20 protein-coding genes are annotated in these 18643 nt (G+C 39.8%); 9 read left to right on the forward strand and 11 right to left on the reverse strand.

All coding sequences use genetic code 11. The annotated features are described in order from the left end of the window. Nucleotides 1-64: 64 nt before the first annotated feature. Entirely contained in the window at nucleotides 65-238 is a 174-nt protein-coding gene (rmf, locus tag IUZ65_RS08145) for a ribosome modulation factor (protein ID WP_195703262.1), read from the forward strand. A 120-nt stretch (nucleotides 239-358) separates the two neighbouring features. Here rmf and fabA read toward each other — a convergent pair whose 3' ends face one another. Beyond that, nucleotides 359-877 carry a bifunctional 3-hydroxydecanoyl-ACP dehydratase/trans-2-decenoyl-ACP isomerase gene (fabA, locus tag IUZ65_RS08150; protein ID WP_195703263.1) on the reverse strand — a complete coding sequence of 173 codons (519 nt, stop codon included), beginning with the start codon at nucleotides 875-877 and terminating at the stop codon, nucleotides 359-361. Between the two features lie 65 nt (nucleotides 878-942). Continuing rightward, nucleotides 943-2601 (reverse strand): AAA family ATPase, encoded by a 1659-nt coding sequence (locus tag IUZ65_RS08155; protein ID WP_195703264.1) that lies wholly within the window; start codon nucleotides 2599-2601, stop codon nucleotides 943-945. A gap of 164 nt (nucleotides 2602-2765) precedes the next feature. Between IUZ65_RS08155 and matP the strand changes: the two genes are divergently transcribed. The 3 genes from matP (at nucleotide 2766) to IUZ65_RS08170 (ending at nucleotide 5069) form a co-directional block, all read left to right on the forward strand. Next, on the forward strand, nucleotides 2766-3215 hold the full coding sequence (matP, locus tag IUZ65_RS08160; protein ID WP_195703265.1) for a macrodomain Ter protein MatP: 450 nt from the start codon (nucleotides 2766-2768) through the stop codon (nucleotides 3213-3215). Between the two features lie 14 nt (nucleotides 3216-3229). Beyond that, on the forward strand, nucleotides 3230-3538 hold the full coding sequence (locus IUZ65_RS08165; RefSeq protein WP_195703266.1) for a DUF3634 family protein: 309 nt from the start codon (nucleotides 3230-3232) through the stop codon (nucleotides 3536-3538). Between the two features lie 625 nt (nucleotides 3539-4163). Further along, nucleotides 4164-5069 (forward strand): GGDEF domain-containing protein, encoded by a 906-nt coding sequence (locus tag IUZ65_RS08170; protein WP_195703267.1) that lies wholly within the window; start codon nucleotides 4164-4166, stop codon nucleotides 5067-5069. A gap of 66 nt (nucleotides 5070-5135) precedes the next feature. On the opposite strand, the gene IUZ65_RS08175 is transcribed toward IUZ65_RS08170, so the two are convergent. Both IUZ65_RS08175 and IUZ65_RS08180 read right to left on the reverse strand, forming a co-directional pair. Next, the gene (locus tag IUZ65_RS08175) at nucleotides 5136-5528 is read right to left on the reverse strand and encodes a hypothetical protein (RefSeq protein ID WP_195703268.1); all 393 of its coding nucleotides are present in this window, start codon (nucleotides 5526-5528) and stop codon (nucleotides 5136-5138) included. Nucleotides 5529-6938: 1410 nt separating this feature from the next. Further along, on the reverse strand, nucleotides 6939-8168 hold the full coding sequence (locus IUZ65_RS08180) for a sensor domain-containing diguanylate cyclase (RefSeq protein ID WP_195703269.1): 1230 nt from the start codon (nucleotides 8166-8168) through the stop codon (nucleotides 6939-6941). A gap of 266 nt (nucleotides 8169-8434) precedes the next feature. Here IUZ65_RS08180 and IUZ65_RS08185 point away from each other — a divergent pair, with 266 nt between their 5' ends. Then, entirely contained in the window at nucleotides 8435-9010 is a 576-nt protein-coding gene (locus tag IUZ65_RS08185; RefSeq protein WP_195703270.1) for an undecaprenyl-diphosphatase, read from the forward strand. Nucleotides 9011-9086: 76 nt separating this feature from the next. On the opposite strand, the gene IUZ65_RS08190 is transcribed toward IUZ65_RS08185, so the two are convergent. The 3 genes from IUZ65_RS08190 to IUZ65_RS08200 form a co-directional block, all read right to left on the reverse strand. Continuing rightward, nucleotides 9087-9671 carry a DUF938 domain-containing protein gene (locus IUZ65_RS08190; RefSeq protein ID WP_229638014.1) on the reverse strand — a complete coding sequence of 195 codons (585 nt, stop codon included), beginning with the start codon at nucleotides 9669-9671 and terminating at the stop codon, nucleotides 9087-9089. 94 nt (nucleotides 9672-9765) lie between these two features. Then, nucleotides 9766-10431, reverse strand: a complete 666-nt coding sequence (locus IUZ65_RS08195; RefSeq protein ID WP_195703271.1) for a DUF3047 domain-containing protein — start codon at nucleotides 10429-10431, stop codon at nucleotides 9766-9768. Nucleotides 10432-10517: 86 nt separating this feature from the next. After that, nucleotides 10518-10715: a CPXCG motif-containing cysteine-rich protein gene (locus IUZ65_RS08200; protein ID WP_195703272.1), complete on the reverse strand. Its 198-nt coding sequence runs from the start codon at nucleotides 10713-10715 to the stop codon at nucleotides 10518-10520. A 185-nt stretch (nucleotides 10716-10900) separates the two neighbouring features. Here IUZ65_RS08200 and IUZ65_RS08205 point away from each other — a divergent pair, with 185 nt between their 5' ends. After that, nucleotides 10901-11977, forward strand: coding sequence for a PQQ-dependent sugar dehydrogenase (locus IUZ65_RS08205; RefSeq protein ID WP_195703273.1), 1077 nt, complete (start codon nucleotides 10901-10903; stop codon nucleotides 11975-11977). A gap of 26 nt (nucleotides 11978-12003) precedes the next feature. Here IUZ65_RS08205 and IUZ65_RS08210 read toward each other — a convergent pair whose 3' ends face one another. From IUZ65_RS08210 to chrA, 3 genes are all read right to left on the reverse strand, one after another. Further along, nucleotides 12004-12654, reverse strand: coding sequence for an HAD family hydrolase (locus IUZ65_RS08210; RefSeq protein WP_195703274.1), 651 nt, complete (start codon nucleotides 12652-12654; stop codon nucleotides 12004-12006). A gap of 718 nt (nucleotides 12655-13372) precedes the next feature. Beyond that, a complete protein-coding gene (locus tag IUZ65_RS08215) occupies nucleotides 13373-13708 on the reverse strand; it encodes a PBPRA1643 family SWIM/SEC-C metal-binding motif protein (RefSeq protein ID WP_195703275.1) in 336 nt (111 codons plus the stop codon). A gap of 63 nt (nucleotides 13709-13771) precedes the next feature. After that, entirely contained in the window at nucleotides 13772-14902 is a 1131-nt protein-coding gene (gene chrA / locus IUZ65_RS08220; protein WP_195703276.1) for a chromate efflux transporter, read from the reverse strand. Nucleotides 14903-15006: 104 nt separating this feature from the next. Here chrA and IUZ65_RS08225 point away from each other — a divergent pair, with 104 nt between their 5' ends. Next, nucleotides 15007-15921: a LysR family transcriptional regulator gene (locus tag IUZ65_RS08225; protein WP_195703277.1), complete on the forward strand. Its 915-nt coding sequence runs from the start codon at nucleotides 15007-15009 to the stop codon at nucleotides 15919-15921. 41 nt (nucleotides 15922-15962) lie between these two features. Here the strand turns inward: IUZ65_RS08225 and IUZ65_RS08230 are convergent, their stop codons facing one another. Further along, on the reverse strand, nucleotides 15963-16334 hold the full coding sequence (locus tag IUZ65_RS08230; RefSeq protein WP_195703278.1) for a hypothetical protein: 372 nt from the start codon (nucleotides 16332-16334) through the stop codon (nucleotides 15963-15965). 246 nt (nucleotides 16335-16580) lie between these two features. On the opposite strand from IUZ65_RS08230, the gene ccoN reads away from it, so the two are divergent. Together ccoN and ccoO are read left to right on the forward strand one after the other, a co-directional pair. Next, nucleotides 16581-18008, forward strand: coding sequence for a cytochrome-c oxidase, cbb3-type subunit I (gene ccoN / locus IUZ65_RS08235; protein ID WP_195703279.1), 1428 nt, complete (start codon nucleotides 16581-16583; stop codon nucleotides 18006-18008). A 12-nt stretch (nucleotides 18009-18020) separates the two neighbouring features. After that, the gene (gene ccoO, locus IUZ65_RS08240) at nucleotides 18021-18641 is read left to right on the forward strand and encodes a cytochrome-c oxidase, cbb3-type subunit II (protein ID WP_195703280.1); all 621 of its coding nucleotides are present in this window, start codon (nucleotides 18021-18023) and stop codon (nucleotides 18639-18641) included. Nucleotides 18642-18643: the final 2 nt, after the last annotated feature.

Consider the following 18643-nt stretch of genomic DNA (forward strand, 5'->3'; position numbering starts at 1 on the left):
GCTAAAAGGCTCGGTTTAATTGCTAATACGTTAGGAATAATCTAAAGGTATAAGGATAGACAATATGAAGAGACAAAAGCGTGACCGCCTAGATAGAGCACAATCACAAGGTTACAAAGCCGGATTAAACGGAAAGTCGATGGAAGAATGTCCACATCATCAAACAGATGCTAAGTCTTTCTGGTTAGGTGGATGGCGTGATGCAAGAGACGATAAAAACTCAGGTCTCTATAAATAACTCTTTACTTATTATTTAGATCCCCTTAATTGGGGATCCAATTAGCACTATAATGCACTATAACTAAATATCTTGGCACTAAAAAGACAGCTCGAAAGCTGCCCTAATTAAATAATACGACTAAAAAGTAGATGTATCTTTGAAAAGACCAACTTTTAGGTCTTTAGCGGCATAAATTTCTTTTCCATCCACTAACACTCGTCCATCTGCTACGCCCATAACCAATTTACGATTAATAACACGCTTCATATTTATTTGGTATGTCACTTTTTTTGCAGTAGGTAAGATTTGGCCAGTAAACTTCACTTCACCAACACCAAGTGCGCGACCTTTACCTTCGCCACCAACCCAACCAAGGAAGAACCCAACGAGTTGCCACATTGCATCAAGTCCTAAACAGCCTGGCATTACTGGGTCGCCAGGGAAGTGGCAATCAAAAAACCAAAGGTCGGGAGTAATGTCTAATTCTGCTTCAACGTAGCCTTTAGCGAACTCGCCTCCATCTTCCGTCATGAGATTAACACGGTCCATCATTAGCATGTTTGGTGCTGGTAGTTGTGGATATCCCGGGCCAAACAATTCGCCACGGCTAGAGGCTAATAGGTCTTCGCGATTATATGAGCTACGTCTATTCTGCATTTTTTATCTACTCCAATTTATATTACGTGCATCTTAGTAAACACGTGTAAGCTAATCAAGTCCGATCAGTGACTTAACCATCTATTTTTTAGGCGGTGCAATAGAGAACCGTGACCTTCCCTGCGGTGAAAATAGGCAATTCGGTCGGAAATTTGGTTTAAAAGCGCATCCTCATCATCGCCTCTAAATGGCTTACCTGTAATCAATTCAATGGCTTCATCAACATTTTCTACCGACCAGATATGAAAGTTACCGTTTCGAATGTTATTGACGACATCTTTATGTAAGGATAGATGCTTTAGATTAGACTTGGGTAAAATAACACCTTGGCTTCCTGTAAAACCTTGATGTTCACATACATGATAGAAACCTTCAATCTTTTCGTTTAATCCGCCAACAGCTTGTACTCGGCCAAACTGATCAATAGCGCCCGTAACAGCAACTTGTTGATTAATTGGGGTATCTGATAACGCACTCACTAGCGAACAAAATTCTGCTAACGATGCGCTGTCGCCATCAACTTCACAATATGATTGCTCAAAAACAATAGAAGCGGAATAAGGGAGAGGTTCATCCAGATCAAGCGCCGTATTAACTAAAGCCTGCATTATCAGCATGCCTTTAGCGTGTAAATTACCACCAAGCTCTACTTTTCTTTCCACGTCAGAGATATCTCCATCTCCAAAATGGATTACGCATGAAATACGCGCCGGCTCCCCATAAGAAACAGGATGACCGGGTATATCAACGACGGTTAGTCCGTTTACTTGGCCCACGTGTTCACCTTTTGTTTCGATGTTCACTTGGCCTTCAAGAATATCGTCTAAAGCACGTTTGGGAAGGTAGGATTCACGATAGAACTTATCATCAATAGCTTTATCCAGATCTAACTCTGACATAGTGCGGTCTGCAGAGTGGATAGCAGCCTCACTTAACAGCGCATTATGCCATTGAAGACACAGAGGAATGGCATGCTGGTCTTCGCACTCTCGTGTTCCCGCTGTTAATAAACGGCGTATTCCTGAGTCGTCCAGCAATGGTATTCCAAAACTGTCAATTAGACCCTTAACATAGCCCAAATAGGAAGGTAGTGATTCTTTTGTTAGTTTAAACTCTAATTCAACTTCGCTAAACATACAAAATCCAGATTGTATGTCTGCGTCAAAATAATCGAGGTCGCTCATCTGTTCTCTATCGCCAATAACAATCAACTTTACGTCAACCTTATGAGCAGGAGGGTCCATTGCAATATGTTTTGGGTCGACACTGACAGGCGATACAAACTCACCTAATAATGCCGATTTTAATACCATCCATGAAGATGGGTTCGCCATTATCAAGTTTGCTGAGACAACGAGATAACCACCATCAGCTTTTTTCAATAGCCCTTGAGAAAGAGAATCAACTTGTCCATTTTTTGCTTTGTATTCCCCTAATATTGCACGTATCTCTAAGGTCTCTGCTTTTACAACGACACGTTCATCAGGAACCAAATGTTCGTCGCGTATAGCGTCTAAAATAGCATTTCGATAGATCGCATTATCTGGTGAATTAATTAGCAGTACTTTGGTCCAATTGCGCAACTTTTCGAATCGAAGCATTGCGGCTCTTAACCTAGGTTGGAGGTCAAAAAAGGATAGAGGAGAGTAAGATGAAAATTCATGGATGATATTTTCATACTCATCAAACTGTGGTGTGACGGAACGCCAATCTTCTTGATTCATTTCGACTTAGTATGATTAAAAGGGCGTTGATTATATATAAAAAGCAGGGCGCCTTATAGTTATAATGTGAGTTAACAGTTTTTAAGATCAAAACAACAACAAAGCTTGTTTAAATGGTCCTTTTTGAGTTACGCTGTAACCATAAAAGGGTTAGGGAAATAGTCATGAAATACCAACAACTTGAAAATCTTGAATGCGGCTGGAAATGGCAATATTTGAGTAATAAATGGAAAGATGGTACGCAAATCACAAAGCATGTTGACAGCAGCGAAGTTGAGCGAGCGATTCAAATGTTGAGAGATATTGAACATGAACCTATTCTTGTCTTGGATTGGATTGATAATCACATGTCGCTTGAGCTAGACAACAGATTAAAACAAGCAATCAGGGCGAAACGAAAAAGACATTTTAATGCTGAGCAAATTCACACTAAAAAGAAGTCTATTGACCTAGACTTTCGAGTATGGGAAAAGCTTTCTAATAGGGCAAATGAATTGGGATGTACCTTATCTGACGCTATTGAATATCTGTTAAGTGAAGCATCACGAACAGAAAAAGCCAGTAGAACAGTAAGCAGTTTAAAAGAAGATCTGAGCAAATTGCTTGGTGATTAACTAAGGGGATAGTTATGTTGTATGTTGTTTTAGTTGGAGCTTTGCTTGTTTTTTGGTTAGTCGCAATTGACAGACCGAAACTTAAAATGGAGTTTAAAGACGGTGAGCTTATCAGCCACAAAGGCGAATTACCGCACGGGTTTGGTCATAGCTGCAAAGAAATAGCACATAAAAGTCCATTCAGCGGCACCGTTAAGGTTTACATGACACGCTCCGGCGCCAAGTTAACCTTTTCGAAAGGCATCTCGAATAAAATTCAACAACGAATACGCAATGTTTTTCCGCATCAAGGCTTCAAGTCGCATGGTAAAAAGAAAGCGTAATAATTTGATTCTGATAGAAATAACCCCGTTTCTTGCAGAAAGTAAGAAACGGCGCGATATTACGACGTTGTATTCATTATTTTAGTCACCACTTTGCTTTGCTCATCAATAACCTTTCCTGCACTGATCACCTGCAAAACCGTACAAACTTCTGATCATCACATTATCACTCACTGTAATAAAATTGGTGTCGACATTATTATCGTTCATGGCTTTTCCATACTTAATTACACAAGTCTACTCAGAACTAATAATGCCATTAACCGTGTTGGATCAAACTAATGAACGACGATATGAGCATTTTGTAAGAGCATATGTTATCAAAAAGACATGTTCTGAACCTAAGGTTTGAAAGGGCGGTTGTTGAATTTCAGCTTGTTGTTATGGTCAAGGTATTAGGCCCTTTAAGCTTGACTGAAAAATCCAGTATCTGTTCATTGTACGCATCCATTATTGAAGACTTAATACCCGATAACTAAGTTGTTAATACATACAATGCAGAATAATTAAACGAATTAAACGGACTCATCTTTACAATGAATAGATTTCAAGCGAAACTCTCGCTAAATCATATCAAGACCAGTAGAACAGTGATGGATAAACCACATAAGGGATGTTACCTAAAATGGATCAATTGCAATTAGAGACTCGAGCATTAAAAGTAAGAGAGCTAAACTTTTCTCGGAAGTTGTTCATTACTGCATTGGCTCTTTGTATCATAATTGAAAGTTTGGCCTTCCAGTTGTTACCTCCCTTAGATAGATTGAAGCCTTTGTATTATAGCTTTATTTTTGAGTTTATTGGCTTGTTGTCACTTCTATTCATCTTCCTAATAGTGCAATTTGCGCCTCTATTAAACTTTCGCGCCCATGCCCTGTTAAGTGTAGGACTGTTTTTATGGATTTTAGCCAGCGTTGTTGATGTGGGTGATGAGTTTTTCTATCAACCATTGTGGCTGTCATTATGGGGAGAAGATGTATTGAGAACCATCGGTATGGTGGTCTATACAATGGGATTAATGATAGCCATTAAGACGGTTTCTGTAAGTTACAATCAAATAAAGAAACTTTCTATGATTGATGAACTAACTCAGTTACCGAATCGAAGATATTTTAAGCAGATGTTAAGCAATCATGAGAACCAATCTTTCTTGATTTTACTAATAGATGTAGACCATTTTAAAAAGATTAATGATTTGTTCGGCCACGACGAAGGTGACCTAATTTTACAAAGTCTGGGAAATTCACTATCTGGAATTATGACTAATAATGTCACGGCGAGTCGAATAGGTGGTGAGGAGTTTGCCATATTTATCGACAGTAGTGATCGCCAGAATGCAATCGATGTTGCAAATATAATCATGAGAGAAGCGGATAAGATCAGCTCTGCACATAAGAAGACTTTCACCGTTAGCATTGGTATAACGTTAAAATCCCCCAATGAACCTAGCCGAGAAGCAATCAAAAAAGCAGATGGTGCTCTTTATAATGCAAAAGCAAAAGGGCGTAATCGTTTTGAGTGGTCTTCGTAATGATCAAAAGAAACAGTATCTAACAAGCCTGAGTATTACGCTTGTTAGATACTGATTTAATGAATTTTAGCCATTATCGAGGGGCTTACTTGCATAGACCCCGTGACCATCTTTACTAAGATCAAAAGAGATGTCATTTTTTAGATCTGCACATGAATATAAAGACGAGTTTTCAGTTTCCGCGACGAGGCTACAATTGTCTTTTATACCGTTTGTATCATCAGCATCAAACTCGAATGTAGCCGTGACGATCTTCGACTCTGTATTGTGTAGCGCTTCAATATTTACCGCAGATTTTGGGAGATAATTGGGTAACCAACCTTGTTTAAAAAACTCAGACTTTTCGATGTCCATATAGTTTTTAAAGACTGTCGCAACCGTTTCATCCGATGATGCAGCCCAGCTGTGAGCCGAAAATAGTAGGATCATAGGTATTGCTAATAACAATTTAGTTTTCATCTTTGTTTCTCCATTTATGGCAGATTTATTCAACACTGCCGGTTATTTAAAAGCGTTCGAACAGGAGAAAGTTTAAGTGACTTTGTAACCAAATATGTCACTTACTAGTCAATCATAGGTTAACGTTTCATCATTTAATTCAATATAATCAATGTATTAAATGACTAGTTTTGAGATGCTGCTTCCGTAAATCATTAGAAATATCAGAGCAACGTAAAATGAACATCTAATGAATTGACAGAAAATGGTCAATTAAACACATTCAACAATGCTGTTACATTTTCTAATCTTAATTTTTTCACTTGCCGGGTTAAACGGAAGACATAAAACAGAGAAGGGCGATCATAGAGCCTTCCTATCATAACTCAAACTCGATTTTTTCTGCTAGATACCTTGAGGTAGAGGAACAACTAGTCGACAAGCGTAGCATGTCAGCTACGCTCGCTTGCTCCTTAGTTGAAAGATACAATTCGATCGAATGGAGGGTATAGTCTAATATAGTCTTTAACTTTGAATGTTCGGACTAATTTATCTTCCGTATCATATTCTTCATATGTTATCTGGTCGAAGTCACTGTCCTTTGTTTGCTTCCTTACAAAATCTATTTTCTTATATGTATGTTTAGGATTTAGCTCCAAAGCTCTTTTATATATATCATTCATAATTCACCTTTGACGTTGGTAATCTTGCAACCAATATTTTATTAATAATTTGTTGTTGCCATTTAATCTTCGTACCTATCTTGTTCTTTGTAAAGGTGAACTAATGCAGAACGAAGACGATGCGACTGAGCAGGACGAACGAGGAAGAAATAAAGCAGAGAAGCGCAATCAAGGAAGCAGGCGAAACGTATTTGACGTCCTTCTATTTTCCCCGTCTATATGAAAAATATGGTCAATTCGAGTTGAGCTTATTGTTACACCCAAATAATTCCAGAATTTCTCTCGCCTCGTAAAATAACAACAATCGCGCAGATGTAACTGACGACACGTAGGATTACACCTATAAGTAATCATTCACTGCTAACGACGGGTATAATGACCGCTAAAGCTCAGATAGCTGAGTGCGTATTATGTATCTTATGTTAAATAGATATTTTTATACATCAATGCTTTAGATGCTGGATTTAACATTTTCAACAATTCTTGGCGTGTGCTTTGTGGTAATAGTGAGATTAGCGTCGTCTTGAAAACATTTAATTAAAGCCATACTGAAATGACCAACGACGAGTGTTTCTGAACAATCGATTTGAAGAAGTGTGTTGTTTTCAACAATATTTTTTTAATTTCGAGGTGCGTTGCCGATTGGCTAATTACAGTACACTTCCTGTGTGGCTGATGGTTTTTCCCTGACCAAGAACTAACAGGGTTACAATCACATTCTGATTGGTATTATTGAATGCTCTCTAATTTAGTTACTAACCACTACCCTGTTTCGACCTTCACTTTTCGCGGTATAGAGAGCAGTATCGGCTCGTAATAAAAGTTGATTGCGAGATTCATCGTTTCGATTCATCGCTACGCCCATACTTGCCGTCACCGAATATTGATCGCTTAAATCCAGTGTCTCAATAGCTATTCTCAGTTTCTCTGCCAGGCTGCTAGCGCCTAACAGTTCAGTATTCGGACATATCACCAGAAACTCTTCACCACCCCAGCGTCCAACAATATCCACTTTGCGTACGGTTTCCTTTAGCGCCTTCGCTACCGCAACCAGCGTGTCATCTCCTGCTTGGTGTCCCCAGCTATCATTAATTGATTTAAAATAGTCCAAGTCGATAAGAATAACTGAGAACTTATGGGGGTACCGGTTGGAGCAGTTGGTTTCATCAGTCAATACCTGATCTAGTCTATGTCTGTTGGATATTTGAGTCAGCGCATCGGTCACCGAGTAGTATTTAAGTTTTTTTTCTAACTCGACTTTCTTGGTCACATCTTCAATTACTGCCTGCATTGCAGGCTCGCCATCCCATTCAATTCGATTATCATAAACACTGAAGTAGCGTTTTTTTCCATCGAAACAAATATTCTCAAGTACCGTATTTACCCCCTGAGCCTTGCCATTAATTATGTCTTCGTATTGCTGTCGTGCAAGCTCATGTTCGCTCTCTGGGATGAAATCCATCAGACTCACGTTGTTGAGTACATATTCTATTGACGGAGCGTGCATTAAATCGACCCATGCCTGGTTTACCATCACAGGTATAAAGTTTTTGTGAACCGTTATACCTTGTCCCGAAGTCGTAATAAGTCTCTTGTATTTTCGCTCATTTTCTTTCAATTGCTGGTGTGCTTTCTCAACGATTGACATATCAATAACGGTAACTTGGATAGCAGGTTCCCCTTCCCATTCAATCACGTGATCGATAGTAAATACAGTGAAGGTACGGCCATCACGGTCAATGTTCTTGAATGTTCTACCGCGGGGTGTCATTTTACCACTTATCTGTAGGTAGTAGTTGTCACGGGCGGATTGATGAAATTCAGGGTCAACAAAATCTAAAAATGAACCAATACTACTCATTAACTCCGTCGACGAGTTATACCCAAATATTCGTGCATAATTGTCATCAACATAAACTGGTTCAAGGTCTTTGAGCACGATTACACCATAGGTTGAATCGATAGTTAGTTCAGGCATAAAGTTTACTACTCCAAAGAAGAGACGGTATTACCATTAGTTAATATACAGGTAGAATTGTATGTCGCAAGACATCCAAACGTAAATCTATCTACTTCCTTTGTATTGTTGTTGGTTACCATACGAATTACGGTGAATACGAATACATGATAGTGAATTTCCAGCGACAAAGAGAACATAGACCTCATGCTACACTTTTTTTTCATGTTGGCCGTTATAACCTAACACTTATTGAATATAGAAAAAGCCGAACGACGGTATAAAGAATGGAACAATTAAATATTTCACTATTTTTTGCAATCAATCACTTTGCAACGATAAGCCCTATCATAGACCGTATTGCTATCGTACTCGCTGAAGGTATGCCTTACTTGTTTATTTTGGTGCTTGGCGCTTATTGGTTTACAGCCACAGCACAGAAAAAACTCATATTCTTGAGGGCTAGCTTTGCGGTTCTCCTTGGCATGTTAATGAGTTATATTATCTCTCTAGGTTACTTCCATTCGAGGCCTTTCATAGACGGCCTTGGAAAGACATTAACCTTTCATGTGCCCGATTCCTCCTTTCCCTCTGATCATACAACCTTCATGTTTTGCATTGCCATCACTCTGCTATTACATCCAACAACGAGAGTTCTAGGAGTAGTATTAAGTCTATTAGCATTGATAGGAGGGGTTGCGAGAATATTTATCGGCGTTCACTTTCCATTTGATATAGCGATGGCATTCTTATTATCATCTTTATCCGCCAAAATCATATACGCCACCAGACGTAGATATGATAACTTTAGCTATAAAGTGATTTCTATCAGCGACAAGCTAACGAAAAAAGAAGTCAATTGACACCATTCAAAGATTACTTATATACGAACGCCTACTTTCTTTCGTTTACATCCGTAAGGTCTGAGATCAACTCGTTTTATTTCGTCCACACCAACATAAAATTATTCGCAGGCATCGGTATTTTGGTAACCAATTCCATACCTTTAGCCCAGGAGACCAAGTCTTCAATGTCTCGAATACCTCCAAACCCTTTTTTTGTTAATGACTTATCAAATTCTTGGTTGGTACTGCTCGTGTGCTCACCATTGACCATCATTGGACCATATTGACAAAAAACACCACCTTTAGGGAGGTTTTTTGCAATCATCCTCATCATCAATTGTGCATCTTTCTGTTGCATAATATGAGTCGTGTTTGCTGTAAATACAGCATCGATTTCTATATTAGGCCAACTATCCTGTCCAATTTTAAGCGTAAATGGATTGCTGATAATGTCTGAACCAGACTCTGAGACCCATGCATTAATACTCAGATGGTTTTCTGGCATATCGCTGGTATACCAACAATTAAGATTAGATATTTTAGGAGCAAGAAAAACGGCGTGTTGCCCCGTTCCCGAGCCGATCTCTAAAACGTTTTGACTGTTCTTAAAATAGATGGAAAGTTGTTCGAAGATGACCTGTTTGTTTCTTTCAAAGGATGGGCTAAAACACTTGGACATGGTTATATTCCTGATTGTTTCTGAATAAGTATGAACGGTACTCTTTAGCAAACGAAACAACGCCCATCGTTACACAACATAATGAAAGTAGCGTTTATTTGGTACTGAATATTATATCGCCGTAGTAGGATTCTGCGTTGCTCCCGCTGTTATCTGTATCCGTCATAATGGCGACCATGTCTATATATCTATAGGCATTTAGGTTCGATTTTTCGCTCCCTTTATCCCCAAAGTAATCAATCAAATCATTATATACATTTCGTTTTTCATTGTACCAATGCCCTAATTGAGCGCCCTGCCCTCGAACCGCGATCATTTGGACACTTGATCCAGTAAACGCGTTATCCCACACCTGACCCTGACTTTGATTGCTTGACCAAACGTAGCTTATCGATTTTGTTGTCCAGAGCATTAATCCACCATCGATAACCACATAAACCCTAGCGACGTAATCATCACCTTCCTTGTTATGCTCGTTCAATAATGGCAGTTTACTCTCTGTTAACCAACTCCAGTTCATATAAGGCGTTTCGAGTAGGTCAATTTTCTTTTTCAAAACAAGGCCCGATGCCGAATTGTTACTTATTGCTTTTAAAGCAATGTGGTCTTTATAGGTAAGTACTTTATACGTTGATTCGCCGGATATGACTTCGTGTTCCCACTGTTGCATACCTCTGTCATTTAGTGACGTTAAGTTTAAAGAGGCACTGGCACACAAAGATGTCCCTAAACTGATGAGCAAAGCGATATATCTAACCATTCCATTCTCCAGTTATTGCCATACGATACAATTTAAGTAAGTAATACAAACCAGCCTCTAAGACCCAATTCAAGGCCGATTTTTTATTAAAATGCCTCATCTTCATTATAAACACTGACAATATGGTCACCATCCACAGTTTCAGATATCAAAAAAACGATGGGTTTACAGCATACTTGACAGTCTTCAATATACTGCTGATTTACGTCCGTGGAATCGATTAGAACGTCAATAAATTCAGCACAGTATGGGCACACTATAGATTTTTCAACTAGTTGATCCATTTTGAAATCCCTCGAAATACGCTGAAATTGATAGTCCCGCAGTTACGCGATTTCTATTAATAAGATTTGATTGAATTTATCCTCTTCGAACGATGAAATCAAAGAATAACCAGAAAAGTTACATGTACTAACGAAAGTTGAACGCTAAACTTAATAATAATCCACTCGATAATTCAGGTTGATAGATGAAAATAACCCATCAAATAAAGGTATCAATGTTTGTCGTGTTAATGGCGAATACTGTTCACGCGTATGAAGTGGAAAAAGTGAGCAGCGGACTAATTATACCATGGGGATTGGCCTATATAGACGACAACACTATGCTCATAACTGAGAGAAATGGTGCAATCAAAAGGCTCAATCTGTTAACTGGTGAACATAAGACTTTGGCTGAGATTCCAAAGGTTTGGGCGAAAGGACAAGGGGGTCTTTTAGACATCGCACTCTCTCCCTTCGACGACAATAAAATATACGTTACGTACAGTAAAAAGAACAATAGCAACGGCACCTTAGCCCTTGCATCAGCGACTTACCAGAACGGGTTATTATCAGATTGGAAGGACATATTTGTTTCAATATCCGTAACCGATACCAATAGACATTTCGGCAGCCGAATTACGTTTGATCATAATAGTCTCTACCTTTCAATCGGTGACCGTGGTGAACGAGAAAATGGGCAGAACACCCTGAATCATGCCGGCTCAATCTTGCGTTTGTACCCGGACGGTAGTACGCCTCCAGATAACCCGTTTATCAGCAATGAAAATGTACTAGACGAAATATGGAGTTACGGACATCGCAACCCACAGGGATTGTTCTTCGATCATAAGACCGAACAGCTCTGGTCGATCGAGCACGGACCACGTGGTGGAGATGAAATTAACTTAATCAAAGAAGGGGCTAATTATGGATGGCCAATTACCTCACACGGTAAGGAATATTGGGGTCCAATCAGTGTTGGCGAAGCAACTGAAAAAGAAGGTATTGAATCACCCATTAAGGTATATATCCCTTCAATCGCTCCAAGTAGTTTGGTCTTGTATCGAGGTGAGACGTTTCCGGAGTTAAAAGGCAAATTATTATCTGGTGCGCTCAAGTTGACGCATATTAATGTCGTCACACTCAATATGGACGGTGACGATATCGCAGAAGACCGAATCCTATTAAGTCTTGGTGAACGAATCAGAGACATTGAGGTGTCCCCAAACGGAGAGATTTTCTTCAGTACTGATTCCGGTCATATCTACAAGCTCAAGAGGTGAAAATGGTATGGCTATTCTAGCCTCTACTAAAAATACTCAGCGACGACCCCTACAACCTCGTCTAGGTGACCAACGATATGATTTGCGATGTCAAACTCTTTGGATGCCTGCTCAGGTATGGCTATTGTGGTTATTTTTGCACAAACAGCAGATCTTACTCCGGTGATACTATCTTCTAAAGCAATGGCACGGCTAGTGGAGACACCTAACAGACGACACACTTCCAAATATACATCAGGTAAAGGTTTTCCATATTCAACATCATCAGCGCTTAGTGTAAGTTCAAAGACATCGATTATATCCAACTTCTCGAGAACCGCGGATATGATCGGATAACTTGATGAGGTTGCTAACGCAATACGGCAGCCTTTCTTCTGTAGGAAGTCGATTAACGTATAGATCCCTTCTCGGGCCGTCGCTCGTTGAGATATTAAAGCGGCCGTCTTTTGCAAAAGAGAACTTGTGAAAACGTTTTGATCAACCGTTAAGTTAAAACGTTCGATCCAAAACGCGGCAATATCATCTATACGCTTACCCATTGTAAACAGAATACAGTCGTCTTCAGTTATATTGATACCAAGTTGTTCCAACAACTCTATTTGAGCTTTACGCCAATGCGGTTCGGAATCAAGCAACACTCCGTCCATATCAAAAATGAATAATTCTTTTCTGTACATGTAACCTCTGTTAAAACTTACCGTTAAGCGGTTATTTATATTGGCTTTATTTTAACGGAGTTGATCAAAAAAAGCTTGAAAATTAAGAGATGTTAACTCAATTTACTTGCTCGATTTTGCAATGCTTAACGTTCGATTTTTTAAAAAAACACATACATATAAGTGACAGGGTAACCTATGTTTAGCCGTAATTCGAATGCTTGCAGCCCTAAATTAAAGGCTGCAACTTTACTTAAGACATTAATTGACTCTGGTACTGATAAGCTTTCTTGTCTCCCAATAACATTGAACAACCCGCTCTCGCTGAACACTGGCACTTGTTACATTTAAAAGCTTAGCGTCTATATTATTTTTATAATGATATATTGAGTAGTGAGGCCTTCTCGATTTGGTCAGAATATGTTCCAAGAAAACCAACGTCGCTATAAGATGAAAAATTTGACGCGGAAGTTGATATGTCAACCGACTCATTGGTTCAAAACATTCGGGATAATTGAAGGTTAACTCTTGTGCCGCCGTTTTATCCATACCAACAGAATGAAGAATGTCACTCACATTTTCTCTACACTTGCTTTTCTCCAAATATTCGAACATACGCCTCCCCAAAACAACATAACATTGGGGTAAATAATAACGTTACGCTAGCGAGTTATTGTAAGCGTGATGTCAGAAACAACCTTGATTTGTAAACAAATATTACATGACAAGAAAAGTGGGATTATTTACCGCAACACTTCTTGTATTTTTTATTGCTACCACAGGAACAAGGATCATTTCGTTCAGGTGTTTTTTCAAAACGTTGAGTCTTGGGTTTATTTAATACCGCATCGAGTTCGCTGATATTTTCTACGGCTTCGCTATTTATTTCAATATTGGCGAACAGCTGATGTTGTTCAATCAAGCTCTGAACTTCATCTTTACGATGTTGACTAATCACAGTTAGTGATAATGGATAATTAGATGTACCAGGCTTAGCCTCTGCGTTTGTTTTGTAACCATTTTTGCCGTAATTCGACATAATATCAGGGGTGCCACGATAGAAAAATTTAGACATAAAGTATCTCAAAGGGAGAAAAACGGCATCTTAACAACTTAAAGGAAGATAAGCGAAATAAGTTTAAAGTAACATTCCAGCAAAGAGGAAATACATAATCATCCAGAGCACTGAAAGGTTCAGGCTCTTATAAAAATAAAACCCAAAAGCCACTATTGCGACATCAATAGACGAGGTAATTGCTCCGCTAAAAATAGGATAATAAAGGGCGGAAAGAAGTAAGCCAACTACAGAAGCATTCACCCCAAGAATGGCACCAGCCATCTTAGGGTTTCCCGCTAGGCGTTGCCAATTCTTTAAAACTGCGAGTAATAACAGGAAACCGGGTAAGAATACAGCGAGTGTCGCGACAAGCGCGCCCAATATTGGCGATGATGACATCTGATAACCAATATACGTCGCCAGAGTAAACATCGGTCCGGGTACGGCTTGAGCCGCCGCGTACCCTGTCATAAATACATCCTGACTAACTTGCTCGCCAATTAGGCTCTGAAGTAAAGGAAGAACCACATGACCACCGCCAAAGACAAAGCTTCCTGCTTGGTAAAAATGGCCGAATAGATCAATCATTGGAGAGTAATGACTGATAAGCGGTAAACCAATCAATAACACCATAAATAATACCAAAGGAATTATAGATGCCTTAAAGGGTTGAAGATCACTCTTCACTTCTGTTCTCATAAAGACCCCCCCTATCAGGGCAGCAATAAACAAGGCTGCCATCTGCGTACTAATGCCCGGAAGGATAAGAAGTGAACACGTAGTTGCGACGCAAATACCTGCCGTTAACTTAGTTTTACAGAAATTTTTATACATACCCCACGTAGCATCTGCAACGACGACGACGGCAAGCAACTTCAATCCGTGCACTATGCCTTGATAGACACTGGTTCCTATTATTTGACTACTTGCCGTTGCTAGCCCCAGCATAATCAACATGGAAGGAAGGGTGAAACCAACAAACGCCGCGCATGCACCAGGTACGCCCCCCTTTTTATATCCAAGAGCAAAGCCTACTTGACTCGATCCCGGTCCAGGAAGAAATTGGCTTAGGGCGACAATTTGGGCGTACTCCTTATCATCTAACCATTTATGTTTCTCAACAAATGTCTGGCGAAAATAACCGATATGTGCGGCCGGACCGCCAAAGCTAACCCAACCAAGGATAAAAAACAGCTTAAAAATTAACCACATTTAAATATCACTCTGTATCGCGTTGTGATTAATTTAATTAGTAAGTTAAAATGAATCAAATTAATAGTTTTAATAGACTATATGAACCAAATGGGATCAAGTAAATGAATGGTGTTAAATGGAAAGATGTCGACCTTAATTTGATGGTCGCATTTCAAGCGCTTTACAAAACGAACAGCGTTAGTATGGCCGCTGAACGCTGCTTTATTAGTCAATCCGCAATGAGCCATACCCTTCAACGCATTAGAACATTATTCGATGATTCGTTGTTCACTCGCGTAGGCATTCATATGGAACCGACGCACAGAGCCCATGAAATCGCACCGGTAATCGAAGAACTTCTCCATTCTATACAAACGAAATTACTCATTAAGCCTGCCTTTTTTGCAGGTGAATTCGACGGCTTATGGAAAATAGGACTGACTGATTACGCCGAACAGCTCTTCGCACCTTCTATCTATGATGAGATTAAGGCACAGTCACCAAAGTCTCAAATAGGATTTTATAACGTTAACCGTGGTAATTACCGCCAAATGGTCGAAAGTGAAACAATAGACATTGTCATTGGCAGTATAGAAAGTTTGGATAAGAGGTTCATTTCAGACCATTTATATACAGAAGACCATCTCTGCCTATTTGATCCAGATTCAGTATCATTTCGCACCAGTTTAAGCGTAGAGGAGTTTATCTCTATAGAACATGCCTTAGTGAGCCCAGACGGTCATTTACAAACAAAAATTGACAACGAATTAAATAAGTTAGGTCTCAAACGCCGAGTTAGCGTTGCCTCAAGAAACTTTTTAACTATCCGTCGCCTATTGTTAGGGAGAGAATTAATATGCATTGTACCTAAGCGATTTGCCGAAACAGAAATGTACAGTCACGCGCTGATGGCACTGCCTCCGCCTATTCCTGTCTCCAGTTTTGACATCAAACTAGTTTATCTAAAATCCGTTCAACAAGAGAATAAAAATAGCTGGTTACGACAATTAATCACCAACATCATTACGGGATTTTGAGCGCATTTCGTCTTGATAAAACTAGCGAAAACCGGGGTTTTCTACCGAAAATTGATATAACGTGCCTTTTCTAACGGTTGATCTGATTTTGATAATCTGATTCGTACAGGTAGACTTTCAATTTTTAGTAACCAATGGTCCAATTTAACCTCTAATATCGCCTCTGAATTGACGAGTTCAAGAGTGAGTTTTTCCTCGGCCGTAGCAGACGATATACGATAATTATTGTTTTGCTTTTGCCATTTTAAGCTGACATTGATCGAATCATTTTCGATAATACAATCCTGTTCGACATAACATAAAACATCATTATTTGAGTGAGTTAGGCTACGCCATGTAAACGCGGTAATGAGTATACCTAACATGAATAAAATTTGAGCTAAGCGCCCTTTTGTCAGTTTTTCTGCGGCCATTTTTTATATTCTCGTGCAACAAGCTTCAAACTTTTAGTAATAAATGAACTTGCAATGTAAAAATTGCAGGTTAAATCGTTGTCATTAAAATGTTAATTCAATTATCATGTCGTGTGAAAAATCACTCCAAACCGTGTTTTGATAGAACAGAAAGATAGATTGACGTTTTTTTAATCACCTTTGGAATGTATTACGACACAAAGTCAAAAAAAAGCAAATAGTCACTTAAAAATTGGAAGAAATATAATGAGCCAAGTACAACAACTTGAGCACAACTATAACTATACAGTCGTACGTCAATTTACCCTAGTTACCATACTATGGGGAATCGTTGGTATGTCTGTAGGTGTGTTGATTGCTGCTCAGTTAGTTTGGCCACAGCTAAACTTTGATACGCCGTGGTTAACCTACAGCCGTTTACGCCCGCTACATACTAACGCTGTAATTTTTGCGTTTGGTACCAGCGCCCTTTTTGCAACTTCATATTATGTCGTTCAACGTACATGCCAAACACGTCTGTTTGGTGGAATTCTCGTACCCTTCACTTTCTGGGGATGGCAACTTGTTATATTGCTTGCTGCTATCACACTCCCTCTTGGGTACACAACAAGTAAGGAATATGCGGAACTAGAATGGCCAATCGATATTCTGATTGCTGTCGTCTGGGTCGCCTATGCCATCGTGTTTTTCGGCACGATGGTTAAGCGAAAGACATCGCATATCTATGTGGCCAACTGGTTCTTCGGCGCATTTATACTTACTGTTGCCGTTTTACACATTGTTAATAGCATGGCAATACCAGTTTCTATGGGTAAATCTTACTCATTATACTCTGGCGCGACCGATGCAATGATACAGTGGTGGTACGGACACAATGCGGTAGGCTTTCTACTGACTGCTGGTTTCTTAGGGATGATGTATTATTTTGTACCTAAGCAAGCCGGAAGACCTGTTTATTCATATCGTTTATCGATAGTCCACTTCTGGGCACTTGTTTCTCTGTATATTTGGGCTGGTCCTCACCACCTTCATTACACTGCACTGCCTGACTGGGCTCAGTCACTCGGTATGGTGATGTCTTTGGTTCTGTTTGCTCCATCTTGGGGTGGCATGATCAACGGTATAATGACGCTGTCTGGTGCTTGGCATAAGTTACGTTATGACCCTATCTTACGTTTCATGGTTGTTTCCCTTTCATTCTATGGCATGTCCACGTTTGAAGGTCCGATGATGGCAATTAAGACAGTTAATGCGCTCTCCCACTATACTGACTGGACAATTGGTCACGTGCACTCAGGTGCGCTCGGTTGGGTTGCGATGGTTTCTATCGGTGCCATATATCACTTGATTCCAAAGCTATTTGGTCAAGAGAGAATGTATTCTGTTGGATTAATCAATGTACACTTCTGGTTAGCCACTATCGGTACCGTGCTCTATATTGTTGCGATGTGGATCTCAGGTGTAATGCAAGGTCTGATGTGGCGTGCAGTTAACGCGGACGGTACATTAACCTACAGCTTTGTAGAGTCGGTTCAAGCATCTTACCCGTTCTACACAGTACGCTTCATCGGTGGCTTAATTTTCCTATCAGGTATGTTCTTGTTAGCTTATAACGCATATAAAACAATAACGGCACCTGAAGATAGCTTACAAGCTATCGAGCAACCGGCATAAGGAGATTTATTAATGAGTTCAAACTCAAATAATCGCCATGATCTAGTCGAACGTAACGTCGGTTTGCTAGCGATTTTAATTATATTAGCTATCAGCTTAGGTGCTTTGGTGGAAATTGTTCCACTGTTTTTCCAAAAGCAAGTAAACGAACCTGTTGATAATTTGAAGCCCTATACTGCCCTTCAGATGGAGGGGCGTGACATTTACATCCGTGAAGGTTGTAGCGTATGTCACAGCCAGATGATTCGACCTTTCCGCGCAGAGACTGAGCGCTATGGTCACTATTCTGTCGCGGGTGAAAGCGTTTGGGAACACCCATTCTTGTGGGGTTCTAAGCGTACAGGTCCAGATCTCGCTCGTGTTGGTGCGCGTTATTCAGACGAATGGCACCGTGTACATTTGTTGAATCCAAGATCTTTGGTTCCTGAATCTAATATGCCAGGCTTTCCTTGGTTAGCAGAAAATGTGTTAGACGGCAAATTAACGCAGGCCAAGTTAACCTTGTTCCGCGATCAATTTGGTGTTCCATATACTGATGACCAAATAGCAACTGCTAAAGCAGATGTTGTTGGGAAAACGGAGATGGACGCATTAATTGCTTATCTTCAGTCTCTCGGCCATGCGATGAAATAAGG

Source organism: Vibrio sp. VB16, assembly GCF_015594925.2.
GTDB lineage: Bacteria > Pseudomonadota > Gammaproteobacteria > Enterobacterales > Vibrionaceae > Vibrio.